The organism is Streptobacillus ratti (assembly GCF_001891165.1).
GTDB classification, from domain to species: Bacteria; Fusobacteriota; Fusobacteriia; order Fusobacteriales; family Leptotrichiaceae; genus Streptobacillus; species Streptobacillus ratti.
This window is the reverse complement of the sequence record NZ_LKKW01000009.1, coordinates 14224-27336: the sequence shown is the minus strand read 5'-3', so window position 1 is coordinate 27336 and position 13113 is coordinate 14224. Positions and strand designations below refer to the sequence as shown.

Annotated in this window: 11 protein-coding genes; 10 read left to right on the top strand and 1 reads right to left on the bottom strand. The window is 26.7% G+C overall.

The features are described from left to right. Positions 1–57 precede the first annotated feature (57 nt). Positions 58–699, top strand: coding sequence for a hypothetical protein (locus tag BT993_RS07320; protein WP_158007925.1), 642 nt, complete (start codon positions 58–60; stop codon positions 697–699). Then, positions 699–953 carry an RNA-binding S4 domain-containing protein gene (locus BT993_RS02610; protein ID WP_072593099.1) on the top strand — a complete coding sequence of 85 codons (255 nt, stop codon included), beginning with the start codon at positions 699–701 and terminating at the stop codon, positions 951–953. The genes BT993_RS07320 and BT993_RS02610 overlap by 1 nt, the downstream gene beginning before the upstream one ends. A gap of 116 nt (positions 954–1069) precedes the next feature. Here BT993_RS02610 and BT993_RS02605 read toward each other — a convergent pair whose 3' ends face one another. Next, positions 1070–1618 carry a hypothetical protein gene (locus BT993_RS02605; RefSeq protein WP_072593098.1) on the bottom strand — a complete coding sequence of 183 codons (549 nt, stop codon included), beginning with the start codon at positions 1616–1618 and terminating at the stop codon, positions 1070–1072. Positions 1619–1782: 164 nt separating this feature from the next. Between BT993_RS02605 and gyrB the strand changes: the two genes are divergently transcribed. From gyrB to BT993_RS02565, 8 genes are all read left to right on the top strand, one after another. After that, complete coding sequence (gene gyrB, locus BT993_RS02600; RefSeq protein ID WP_072593097.1) at positions 1783–3765, top strand: DNA topoisomerase (ATP-hydrolyzing) subunit B; 1983 nt, start codon at positions 1783–1785, stop codon at positions 3763–3765. Between the two features lie 118 nt (positions 3766–3883). Next, positions 3884–6388: a DNA gyrase subunit A gene (gene gyrA / locus BT993_RS02595; protein ID WP_072593114.1), complete on the top strand. Its 2505-nt coding sequence runs from the start codon at positions 3884–3886 to the stop codon at positions 6386–6388. Between the two features lie 13 nt (positions 6389–6401). After that, a complete protein-coding gene (locus BT993_RS02590) occupies positions 6402–7166 on the top strand; it encodes a hypothetical protein (RefSeq protein ID WP_081257925.1) in 765 nt (254 codons plus the stop codon). Positions 7167–7170: 4 nt separating this feature from the next. Then, positions 7171–7623 (top strand): YfcE family phosphodiesterase, encoded by a 453-nt coding sequence (locus BT993_RS02585; RefSeq protein WP_072593096.1) that lies wholly within the window; start codon positions 7171–7173, stop codon positions 7621–7623. Beyond that, the gene (locus tag BT993_RS02580; protein WP_064580734.1) at positions 7620–8948 is read left to right on the top strand and encodes a hypothetical protein; all 1329 of its coding nucleotides are present in this window, start codon (positions 7620–7622) and stop codon (positions 8946–8948) included. Before BT993_RS02585 ends, BT993_RS02580 begins: the two co-directional genes overlap by 4 nt. 11 nt (positions 8949–8959) lie before the next feature. Then, complete coding sequence (gene pheS / locus BT993_RS02575) at positions 8960–9976, top strand: phenylalanine--tRNA ligase subunit alpha (protein WP_064580735.1); 1017 nt, start codon at positions 8960–8962, stop codon at positions 9974–9976. Positions 9977–9987: 11 nt separating this feature from the next. Next, positions 9988–12408: a phenylalanine--tRNA ligase subunit beta gene (gene pheT / locus BT993_RS02570; protein WP_072593095.1), complete on the top strand. Its 2421-nt coding sequence runs from the start codon at positions 9988–9990 to the stop codon at positions 12406–12408. Further along, complete coding sequence (locus BT993_RS02565; RefSeq protein WP_072593094.1) at positions 12408–13076, top strand: thiamine diphosphokinase; 669 nt, start codon at positions 12408–12410, stop codon at positions 13074–13076. Before pheT ends, BT993_RS02565 begins: the two co-directional genes overlap by 1 nt. Positions 13077–13113 lie beyond the last annotated feature (37 nt).

Here is a 13113-nt window from a genome sequence, read left to right as displayed (position 1 = left end):
TAATACACTTTGAAAAGTAAACTAAAATATGTTAGAATATATCAAGAGGTGATTAAAATGATAAAATATTTTAGCTATATTTTTTTATTATTTACTGTAATTTCATGTACATCATTAGATGAATATTTAAAAGAAAAAAATTTAATTACACAAAATGATCATATTAAATATGTAGAAATTAAAGACAAAAAAGAAGAAGTAAAGAAAGAAGAAAATGAGAAAACTGAAGTTAAAACAAAAGAAGTTGTAGAAGAGGTTAAAACTAAAGTTGAAGAGAAAAAACAAGAAGTTAAAAAGACTCAAGTAATAACTCCAGCAAAAACTGAAAAAGAAATAAAGGCAGGTATTATTAAATCAAATCATCTTGTTAAAGATATGAAAAATAAAGATGAAGAACCTAAAAAAGAAGTAGAGCCAGTATTAGAAGTTGTATCTTCTAAAACTAAAGAAACTGTAATAAATTTTGATGAAACAGATCTTCAAATAGTTAAGTTTATAGCTGAACAAGTTGTTGAAAATGAAGAACAAATTAAGAAAAAAACAATAGAAAGTATACAAAAATTAGAAAGTAAGGGTTATAGATATTCAGCTAGAGAATTTTTAGCTAAAGCTTATGACAATATTAAAAAGACTAATGTTAATTCATATATACTTGCTGCTGCTAGAGTAATGAATAGTATAGAAAGAGGAGTGAAATAATGAGGCTTGATAAATTCTTAAAAATTACAAGAGTAGTTAAAAGAAGAACTATTGCAAATGAACTTTGTGATTCTGGGAATGTATCTGTTAATGGAGATGTTAAAAAGGCTCTTTATTCTGTCAAAGATGGAGATAAAATAGAAATAAAGTTCTATAATAGAAACTTTGTGGTTGATGTATTAAAATTACCCCCTGAGTCATTAAGAAAAGAAGATATAGAAAACTATATTAAAATAGAGGAAATTAAGGGATAAAGGTAATGATAAATTAAATATTTAGAGTAAAATTTATGATGAGATTATATTAATTATAGTTTATACAAAAATATAAAAAGGTGATTTAGGATTTTAATTCTAATCACCTTTTTGTTTTATCTTATACTAAATTTTATGCTATTATTATTAAATATATTTAGTTCATATATTAGCTTATTATCATATACAAGGGTTACTGTATCCTTGTTTTTATTAAATTCTTTAAACATATTAACTATAATTGTCTTAGCTTCAACTTCTTCAATATCACCATCAGAAATTTGTATTAGTAAAGAAATGATTTCTGTAAGGTCTTCTAAATTTTCTTTTTTAACATTTGAAAAATTGAAAACTAATTGAGTTACTCCAAAATCATTGTATTGTATTATAAAATATGATTCACTATATCCAAAAAGTTGTGAATAAAAATATATATTAGACTCTATTTCTCTATTTACAAATTTACTTATATCATATTTAGTTGGTCCAAATTTTTTATTAAAATCTTCTATAACATTATCAAGTAAAATATTTTTAAATATTTTCTTATTTACATCTTCAATAGCAATTATATTACTTTGTGTAGTAATTACATATTTATTGAATAAAAGTATGGTACCCACAAGTATAATAATTGATAAAAAAAATCTTAGTTTATTATTCAAAATATCACCTCTTTATTTATTTTAACATTTTAATATTTTTTATTCAATAAAATGTATTAAAAATATATGATAATTTTTAAGGTATAAATTCATTAAAAAGCTAGTAAAAATCAATAAAATGTGATATAATTTAAGTAATAAAAATATATTAAAGTGGAGGAAATATGTCAGAAAAAAATTATGGTGGAGAAAGCATTACGGTATTAGAGGGATTAGATGCCGTAAGGGTTAGACCAGGAATGTATATAGGGACAACTTCTTCAAGAGGATTACATCATTTAGTATGGGAAATAGTAGATAATAGTATAGATGAGGCTCTTGCTGGAGTGTGTGATACTATTACAGTTAAAATGCTTCCAGATTCAGAAATAGAAATAGCAGATAATGGTAGGGGAATTCCTACAGAAATTCATAAATCAGGTAAATCAACACTTGAAGTGGTAATGACAGTACTTCATGCTGGTGGAAAATTCGATAATTCAAACTATCAATTTTCAGGAGGACTTCATGGAGTTGGAATATCAGTAGTTAATGCCTTATCTGAAAAATTAGAAGCAACAGTTACTAGAGATGGAAAAGTTGTTAGACAAATATTTTCAAAGGGTAATGCAATCACAGAAGCTTTAGAAATAGGGAAAGCACCAGCTAAAGCTCATGGTACTACAATTAAATTTAAACCAGATGCAGATATTTTTGAAACTATACAATTTGATTATGATATTCTACAAAGAAGACTTAAAGAACTTGCTTATTTAAATCAAGGTATAAAGATAATATTAATAGATTCAAGAAAACCAGAAAAAGTTAAGGAAGAAATTTTTCACTTTGAGGGTGGTATAGTTGATTTTGTTACAGAACTTGTAGGAGAAGATAAAATCATTGAAGATGTAATATATATGAAAGATAGAGTAATGCTTACAGAGGGAGAAGTAGATGATGAGGGTAATCCTATACCTGATAAATATTCAGAAGTAGAAATAGCTATGATATATAAGAACTCACAATCTACAATAGAATATTCTTTTGTTAATAATATTAATACATCAGATGGTGGTACACATGTTTCTGGACTTAGAACAGCTTTAACTAGAACTATTAATGATTTAGCTAGAGAAGCTAGTAGTAAAAATGAATTTAAGGGAGAAGATGTAAGAGAGGGTCTAGTTTATGTATTAAGTTTAAAATTCCCAGAACCACAGTTTGAATCTCAAACTAAGGCAAAACTTGGTTCATCTGAGGCAACAAGTATAGTTTCAGGTGTATTTGGAAGTAAACTTAAAATGTATTTAGAAGATCATCCTAAAGATTGTAAAACTATTATAGATAAAATAGCTATATCTAAACAAGCAAGAGAGGCTGCAAAAAGAGCAAGAGATCTTGTAACTAAGAAAAATGAATTTAGTTTAGGTGGTCTTCCAGGTAAACTTGCAGACTGTCAATCAAAAAATCCAGAAGAATCAGAAATATTTATAGTCGAGGGAGATTCAGCTGGAGGATCTGCAAAACAAGGTAGATTTAAAGAATATCAAGCAATACTTCCATTACGTGGTAAGATACTTAATGTTGAAAAGGCTAATGAACATAAGATATTAGAAAATTCAGAAATAAAAGCTATGATTACAGCTTTTGGTGCTGGGTTTGGAGATAGATTTGATATAGAAAAATTAAGATATCATAAGATAATAATAATGACAGATGCCGATGTAGATGGAGCTCATATTAGAACACTTATGCTTACATTCTTTTATAGATATTTAAGAGAATTAATTAATAATGGACACATATATATAGCTCAACCACCGTTATATAAGGTTACAACTAAGAGTGGTAAAAAAGAACAAGTTAAATATGCGTATTCTGATGATCAATTAAAGAATATAACTAGGGTGCTTGATGAAAAATTAGGTGTAGATAATAGTGGAAAAAATAAATATAACGTGCAAAGATATAAAGGGCTTGGAGAGATGAATCCTGATCAATTAAAGGAAACAACGATGGATCCAGATGTTAGAACTTTATTAAAAGTTACACTAGAAGATGCACAATATGCAGATAAAATGTTCTCAATATTAATGGGAGATAAAGTAGAACCTAGAAGAGAGTTTATTGAAGAACATGCAAATTATGTAAGAAACTTAGATATATAGGGAGGTTGTTATGTCAGATTTATTTGAAAATGAAGATGAAATAAAAGAAGAAGATATAGATTCGACATTAGATCAAGATAGTCAGAGTGCTATAGAAGAAGTTATGAGAAAAACAGAAATGTCTAATGAAGAATTAATTTATATAGAAGATGAAATTAAGGCATCATATTTAGATTACTCTATGAGTGTTATAGTATCAAGGGCACTTCCAGATGTAAGAGATGGTTTAAAACCTGTACATAGAAGAATACTTTATGCTATGGATGAATTAAAAATGAGTCATAATAGTCCATATAAGAAGTCTGCAAGACTAGTTGGAGAAGTACTAGGGAAGTATCACCCACATGGAGATAGTGCAGTGTATAACTCTATGGTTAGAATGGCACAAGATTTTAATACTAGATATATGTTGGTAGACGGACATGGAAACTTCGGTTCTATAGACGGAGATAGTGCAGCTGCGATGAGATATACTGAGGCAAGAATGTCTAAAATTGCTGAAGAAATGTTGACAGATATTAACAAGGATACTATAGATTGGAGAAAAAACTTTGATGAAAGTTTAGATGAACCAACAGTACTTCCAGCTAGATTACCTAATTTACTTTTAAATGGTACTACGGGTATAGCAGTAGGAATGGCAACTAATATTCCACCTCATAACTTAGGGGAATTATCAGATGGTATAATTGCTTTAATAGATAATAGGGATATTAGTATAGATGAATTAATTACTCATATTAAAGGTCCTGATTTTCCAACAGGAGGTATAATATATGGTAAATCGGGTATATATTCAGCTTACAAAACAGGTAGAGGTAAGGTAAGAGTAAGTGCTAAAACAGAAATAATTACTGATAAAAAAGGTAGACAGAGCATAGTAATTACAGAATTACCATATCAGGTTAATAAGGCAAACTTAATTAAAAGAATAGGTGAACTTGTTAAAGATAAAATAATAGTTGGAATATCTGATTTAGCAGACCTTTCAAACTTAGAGGGTATAAGAATAGTTATAGATATTAAAAAAGGAGAAGAGGCAGAAATAGTACTTAATAAGCTACTTAAATTCACAGATCTTCAAACAACTTTTGGTATCATAATGCTTGCACTTGTTAATAATGCTCCTAAAATATTAAATCTAAAAGAAATTTTAGAAAAATATTTAGAACATAGATATGATGTTATTACAAGAAAAACAATATTTGATTTAAATAAGGCTAAAGATAGAGCTCATATTTTAGAGGGATTAAGAAAAGCTTTAGATCATATAGATGAAATAATATCAACTATTAGAGGAAGTAAGACAAGAGCCTTAGCTAAAGAATCATTAATAGAAAAATTTGCATTTACTGAGATACAAGCAGATGCTATTTTAGATATGAGATTACATAGATTAACAGGACTTGCAAGAGAAGAAATAGACGGAGAATATGATAAATTAATGCTATTTATTACAGATCTTGAAGATATACTTGCAAGAGATGAAAGAAAATATGCGATAATTAAGGAAGAAATATTAGAGATAAAACAAAAATATGGAGATGCTAGAAGAACTTCTATAGAAAATGATAGATATGAGATTAATATAGAAGATTTAATTAAAAACGAAGATGTAATAGTAACTATAACTAAGAGAGGATATGCTAAACGTATGTCGCTTGATAGTTATAAGGCACAAAAAAGAGGTGGAAAAGGAGTATCTAATACTACAACTATTGAAGATGATGTGCTAAAAGACCTATTTACAGCTAAAACTCTAGATACTTTAATGGTATTTAGTGATAAAGGTAAGGTATACTCTATTAAAGTTTATGAAATACCTGAGGTAAGTAAACAAGCAAGAGGAAAACTTATAGGAAATATTATAGAGCTTGATGAAAATGAAAAAATCTCAGTTATAATACCAGTAGATGAAGTAGAAAATGATAATAGAGATTTAATATTCATAACAAGAAATGGTATAGCTAAAAAGACTAAGATTTCTGAATTTAAAACGATAAATAGAAACGGTAAAATAGCTATTTCATTTAAAGATGATGAAGATGAAGTTAAATTTGTTGGAATAACATCTGGAAGTGAAAAAGATGAAATCTTTATATCAACTAAAGGTGGTATGGCAGTAAGATTTAAAGAAGAAAATATACGTTCTATGGGAAGAACTGCAGCAGGAGTAAGAGCTATTAAGTTAAATGCTAATGATGAAGTTGTATCAGCAGATGTAATATATACAGATAATAATGTAGAGGAAATGAGTGTATTAAGTGTTACTTCACTTGGTATAGGTAAGAAAACATTACTTTCAGAATACAACACTATCAAGAGAGGTGGAAAAGGAGTTAAAAACTATAATCTTGAAAGAAGAAGTAAAGAAGAAAGTGAAAATCATTATGTAGTATATTCAACTATAATAGATCCAAGTGATGAAAATTCAGAAAATATGGAACTTGTTGCAATATCTACTACAGGTACAGTAATACGTATTAAAATTAAAGATCTTCCAGTAGTAGGAAGAAATAGTAAAGGTGTAAAAATACAATCTCTTAAATACAAAGAATATTTAGTTTCAGCAGATAGAGTTGCAGCTGAAAATTCTGAAGAAGAGGAAATAATTGAAGAATAGGAGTGGTATAATTATGAAAAGATTCTTGTTTTTACTTACAAATGAGGCAGAAATTAATGAATTTTTAAAATTGTCTAAATCTTTAGATGAAAAATATCCACATATAGAAAAAGATGTAGTATACATTAAAGATATCAGAAAATATGATATCTTCCCACTAACTATACAAGGAATGGGTGTAAGTGCTAATACAAATCTATTGATAGAAGATTATTTAAAACTTGAAGATGATGTATTTGAGAAATATAAAGAAAAAATATCTAAGGGTAACTTTAGAAAAATATATTCATTAGATGGCGAAATAGTAGAAGTAGCTATGGAAGAATTAAAAGCTTATGATTTATTAGTAGTTTGTAGAACAGAAAATGGAACTATAAGTGATAATTTACATTCTTTACTTAAACAACATTATAAACCGATGTTAATACTTTCAATAACAGATAGAGAATACTCATTTGACAATGTGTTGATGTTAAATGATGGTGGATTTATGGTAAATAGAACAGTATATGACTATTTTAGTACATTTGGTGTACAGGATATAGATGTTTTAAGAGTAAATGTTGAAGATAGAAATAGATTAACTGAAAGATTTGGTTCTAAATGTAATATTATAGATAGAACAGGAGATGAAGTTTCTATAATCCTATCAGAAGTACCTAAATATGATTTAATTTTAATGGGAGTATTAAAGTATTCAATAATATTTGAAAGATTAACAGGTCAAGTTGGATTAAAAGTATTTGAAAAAACAGAAGTACCTATATATATGGGGTGATAGAATGAAAATACTTCTATGCTCTGATTCACACACAGATTTGAAATATTTTTATGAAGTAATAAAAAAAGAAAATCCTGAATTAATAATTTTTGCTGGAGATCATAGCATAGATGCTATAGAGATGTCTTATGCAGTAGATATACCTTTTCATATAGTAAAAGGGAATTGTGATTATAATGATTATGAAACTAAGGAAACATTAGAGTTAGAAATAGAGTCTATGGGTAAGGTTATACTTACTCATGGACATTTATTTGGTGTTAAATCAAATATGAATAGTATATATAAATATGGGGTGGAAAAAAATGCAAATTACGTGATTTTTGGGCATACTCATAAACAGCATAAAAGTGAATATAGGGATATAGTTTTTATAAATCCAGGAGCTATAATCAATCATGAATATGCAACAATAGAAAATGGCATTTTAGAGTTTAAGGGAGAAATGATATGAATAATATAGTAAAACCACGTAAAATATTTGAAACAGTAATGTTATGGTTGTTATCTTTTTGTTTATTAATAAAATTATTATTAATGGCAAAAGTTGGAGATATTTTCTATAAACTAAAAGGTAAAATTACAAATCAAACTGATTTTGTAACTTTAGTTAAGAAATTATCTGTTATGACAGAAGATTTAAAAGCTTTAGAAGTATTTGCAACTATTTATAGAACATTTTTACTTTTCTTATTAATCACTTTTGCGTGTTTTGTTATTTTTAGAATTGTAAAAAAACAATTTAATAAATTACTTAAAGAATCAACTATAATGATATGGGTAGTAATTACAGCTTCTGTTTATTATGTATACATTACTAAAGATTTATTTTATGCACTAAAAAGTATAACAGAAAAACAATATGAGCAAGGATTACCTTATGCACTTTATTTAATGGCTAGAATACAATATATTTTAGATTTTAAATATATAATACACACTTTGACAGTAATAATATTTGTATCTACAGTACTTGCAATAATTTTAAATGTAAGAACATTAGTAGGTAAAGAAGATAAAGTTATATGGAAAAAATTAAATATATCAACATTTGTCTTATTTATGACATTAATATCTGGGTTAATATTATGGAATATATATATTAAATATGATAATAAGATATTTAAACCATTTGATTATATGGTTAAAAATTATACACATAAAAATGATAAAATATATCTTTTTGGTAGTGTTAATATGAGAAAAGTTAATGAAAAGAATATTGACCCTAACTTTAGAAACCTTTATTTAAAAGGAGTAAACTATGAGGTTGAAAGAGGAGATGAAGAATTAAAAGAGGGTGAAACTAGAAATATTAAAGTTAGTTTTAATGCTGAAATCAAAGAATTTTTAAATCTTAAAACTGGTAAAATAGAGGATAAAGTAACTATTAAAACTGTTCCTGAAATTGTTAAATCTATAGATGAAATAGATGTTAAAAGCCTATTTAAATATTTATTTAAATATGATGAAAGATACTCAAGACATAGTATTAATGATGAGTTAACTGGAATATATGAGGGGAAAGCTATAGACGGTAATGTGGAATATTATTTAATTCAAAAAATTAAATATGATGAGTTAAGCTTTAGTGATATAGTTAATTTTGAAGAAAATGATGAGATATATAAATTAATATACTTAGGTGTGATTTATAGAGATAAAAAAGAAATAGTTGGATTAGAGGGGTTAAATTTAAAAGAGGGGATACAATTAACAAAAGATACAGAGCAATTAATGAAAAACTTGAAAGAAAGTAAAATAGAAAAGGTTAAGTAATTGGAGGAAAAATGTTAGATAAATTAAAGCTGATAAAGGATAGAGCGTTATCAGAAATAGAAAAATTGGATTCTATACAAGATTTTAATGATATGAAAATAAGATATTTGGGTAAAAAAGGGGAATTTACAGCTATAATGAAAGAAATGGGAAATATTGTAGCTGAAAAAAGAAAAGAATTTGGTGCACTTGCAAATGAAGTTAAAACTGAATTACAAGATAAATTTGATGAAAAATTATTAAAATTAAGAGAAGAAGCTAAAAAAATTAAACTAGAATCTGAAACATTAGATATTTCATTACCGGGAAAATCTTTAGAAAAATCTAGTTTACATCCTTTAACTAAAACTTTATTTGAAATTAAAGAAATAGTTAGTGAGATGGGATTTGATATAGTAGATGGGCCTGAAGTTGAAAGTACTTACTTAAATTTTGATGCTTTAAATATACCTAAAACACACCCATCAAGAGAATTAACTGATACGTTCTATATCACAGATGATGTGATTTTAAGAACTCAAACATCTCCAGTACAAATTAGATATATGAAAGAACATAAACCACCTTTTAAAATGATTTCTATAGGTAAGGTATATAGACCAGATTATGATGTTTCACATACACCTATGTTTCATCAAGTAGAGGGTCTAATGATAGGAAAAGATGTTAGTTTTTCTAACTTTAAAGCTACACTTGAAAGTATAGTACAAAGAATATTTGGAGCAGATAGAAATGTAAGATTTAGACCACACTTTTTCCCTTTTACTGAACCAAGTGCAGAAATGGATGTTGAATGCGGTGTTTGTAGAGGAAAAGGGTGTAGACTATGTAAAAATACAGGTTGGTTAGAAATACTAGGATCAGGTATGGTAAATATTAAAGTTCTTGAATCGGCAGGAATAGACGGAGAAATTTATCAAGGATTTGCATTCGGACTTGGAGTGGAAAGAGTTACTATGCTTAAATATGGTATAGATGATTTAAGAGCATTCTTTGAAAATGATATTAGATTTTTAGAACAATTTTAAGTGGAGGAAATATGTTAATTTCATTAAATTGGTTAAGAGAATACATAGATCTTGACAAGAATATAGATATAAAAGAGCTGGAAAATGCCTTAACTATGATAGGACAAGAAGTAGAAAAAATAGAAAAACAAGGAGAACACTTAACTAAGGTTTTAACTGCTAAAGTTTTAGAAAAAGTAGCACATCCTAATTCTGACCATATTAGTATATGTCAGGTTGATAATGGAGAAAAAGTTCAACAAGTATTATGTGGAGCAACTAATCATAAGGTTGGAGATATAGTTGCTATGGCTCAAATTGGAGCCGAACTTGAGAAAGGTTTTGTGATTAAAAAAGCAAAAATTAGAGGAGAAGAATCTAATGGAATGCTTTGTTCTGAGGTAGAACTTAAAATAGGAAAAGATAATGATGGAATAATGATATTACCACAGGATACAAAACTTGGAATACCTATGAATGAATATTTAGGTTTAGATGATATAATATTTGAACTTGAAATAACACCTAATAGACCTGATTGTTTATCTCATATAGGTATAGCTAGAGAACTTGCAGTATATTATTCTAAAAAATTACAATTACCAAAAGTAAATGTAACTGTTGAGGATAAAGAAGATATAGAAATATCTATAGAAAAAGGACTGTCAAATAGATATTTAGCAAGGGTTATTAAAGGTGTTAAGGTAGATAAAAGTCCTGAATGGTTAAAAAATAGGTTAGAAGCAGTTGGAATTAGAAGTATTAATAATATAGTTGATATATCAAACTATGTAATGCTTGAAACTAATCAACCTAATCATATTTTTGATTTTAATAAATTTAATTCAAAAAAAATAACAGTTTCTAGGGCAAAAAATGATGAAAAATTTGTAACTCTTGATGAAAAAGAAAGAGTACTTAATAATGAAGATATAGTAATAACTAATGGAGAAAAAACTGTAGCACTTGCAGGTGTTATGGGTGGAACTGAAGTTGAAGTTGATGAAAATACTACAGATATTTTAATAGAAGTTGCACATTTTGATAATATCATGGTTAGAAAAACTAATAGAAAATTTGCACTTTCAACAGAATCTGCATATAGATTTGAAAGAGCAGTAAATACAGAAAATATGGAATATGTAATAGATAGAATTACTAGTTTAGTAAAAGAAATAGCTGGTGGGATAGTATGTAATATTAATGATGATTACCCAGTTAAACCAGAAATTAAAGTTACTACTTTATCACTTCCAAGATTACATAGATTTGTAGGGAAAGAAATAGAAAAAGATAAAATATTAGATATATTTGAAAAATTAGAAGTTAAGATTAATGATAAGGGAGAAGAACTATTACTTACTGCTCCCTCACATAGACAAGATTTAATCAATCAATTTGACTATTTTGAAGAAGTAATACGTATGGTAGGATTTGATAGTATAGAAAATGAAATGCCTTTAGTAAAACTTACTAAGGAAAGATTAGAAGATACTACTAAATTTGTAACAGATATTAAAAAACTTGTGTCTAATTTAGGAATGAGAGAAGTAATTAATTATAGCTTTATACCTAAAAATGCTTTAGAAAAAGTCTTATTTGAAATTCCTAATGAAAATATTATAGAAATTAAAAACCCTATAGTAGAAGAATTTAGTATTTTAAGACCTACATTAATGTATTCTCTTATTAAAAATGTAAGAGATAATATCAATAGAGGTGCAAATGATATTAGATTTTTTGAAGTAAGTAGAAGATTTACTAAACAAGAGGTAAATAAATTTGATGAAAAATCTGTTACAATAAATGGAATGCAGGTTTTTGAAAAAGAAACTTTAGCCTTAATATTATCTGGAAGTAAAATTAAAAATATATGGAATGCTAAACCAGAAAATTATGATTTTTATGATTTAAAAGGTGTAGTAGAGGCTATATTTGAAAAACTTAGATTTATGAATTATAAGATTAGAAGAAGTGAAAATAAGGCATACCATCCTGGAAGAAGTGTAGATATATTTGTAGGAAAAGAACTTATTGGAAGTTATGGAGAATTACACCCAGATGTATTAGAAAATATGGATGTAGAAAAAAGTAATATACTTTATGGTGAAATATATTTAGATTTAATTAAGAAATATATTTCAAATAATATAAAATACAAAGGGTTAAGTAAATATCAATCAGTTCCTAGAGATATTGCATTAGTTGTAAATGAAGATGTTTTAGTAGGAGAAATGTTAAAAACTATAGAAAAAATTGATAATTCAATAGAAAAAGTAGAACTATTTGATATATACCAAGGATTAGGAATAGAAAAAGGATATAAGTCTGTTGCTATTAGCATAGTTATGAGAGATGATAATAAAACATTAGAAGAAAAAGAAATAAACGATATTATGACTAAAATTATTAATAAATTAACTAAAGATTTTGGAGCTACATTAAGAGGCTAATGAAATATTGTGTATTTCTAAATGGAGAATATCCTGAATTTAATGATTATCATTTTGAATTAATAAAAGACAGAAAAATATATTGTGCAGATGGAGGAGCTAATTTTGCATATAGACATGGGATAATTCCTCATGCTATAGTTGGGGATTTAGATTCAGTTAATTTAGAAGTTTTAGATTACTATAAATCAAAAAATGTTGAAATATATGATTATTCAAATGATAAAGATTATACAGATTTTTCTATAGCTTTAATACATATATGTAAAATAGAAGATGTATGTATGAATAATAGATTTGAAAAAGAAGAAATTGATTTTTATCAAGATAAAGATGTGCTAGTATTTGGTGCTACTGGTGGTAGGATAGATATGAGTATAGCTAATGCTAAATTATTAGCAAATAATAAAAACATGAAATACATTACACATAATAATGAATTAATGTATTATGTAGATAAAGAAGATAAAATATTAGGTAAATCTAATAAAAAGTTTTCACTAATACCACTTTCTGATTTAAAGGGTTTAACTCTTGAGGGTTTTGTTTATAATTTGGAAAATAAAGATATTTCAAGAAATATGTCATTAGTTAGCAATGTTATTAAAGATGATATAGCAAAGATTAGTGTTAAAAAAGGAGATATGTTAATAATAGTTGAGATATAATTAAAAGGGGCTGTTCCTAAAAATATAGCCCCTTTTG

What these genes read in the sequence shown, in the direction of transcription:
- BT993_RS07320 (WP_158007925.1), top strand. Translation starts at nt 58, where the DNA reads ATGATAAAATATTTTAGCTATATTTTTTTATTATTTACTGTAATTTCA.
- BT993_RS02610 (WP_072593099.1), top strand. Translation starts at nt 699, where the DNA reads ATGAGGCTTGATAAATTCTTAAAAATTACAAGAGTAGTTAAAAGAAGA.
- gyrB (WP_072593097.1), top strand. Translation starts at nt 1,783, where the DNA reads ATGTCAGAAAAAAATTATGGTGGAGAAAGCATTACGGTATTAGAGGGA.
- gyrA (WP_072593114.1), top strand. Translation starts at nt 3,884, where the DNA reads ATGTCTAATGAAGAATTAATTTATATAGAAGATGAAATTAAGGCATCA.
- BT993_RS02590 (WP_081257925.1), top strand. Translation starts at nt 6,402, where the DNA reads ATGAAAAGATTCTTGTTTTTACTTACAAATGAGGCAGAAATTAATGAA.
- BT993_RS02585 (WP_072593096.1), top strand. Translation starts at nt 7,171, where the DNA reads ATGAAAATACTTCTATGCTCTGATTCACACACAGATTTGAAATATTTT.
- BT993_RS02580 (WP_064580734.1), top strand. Translation starts at nt 7,620, where the DNA reads ATGAATAATATAGTAAAACCACGTAAAATATTTGAAACAGTAATGTTA.
- pheS (WP_064580735.1), top strand. Translation starts at nt 8,960, where the DNA reads ATGTTAGATAAATTAAAGCTGATAAAGGATAGAGCGTTATCAGAAATA.
- pheT (WP_072593095.1), top strand. Translation starts at nt 9,988, where the DNA reads ATGTTAATTTCATTAAATTGGTTAAGAGAATACATAGATCTTGACAAG.
- BT993_RS02565 (WP_072593094.1), top strand. Translation starts at nt 12,408, where the DNA reads ATGAAATATTGTGTATTTCTAAATGGAGAATATCCTGAATTTAATGAT.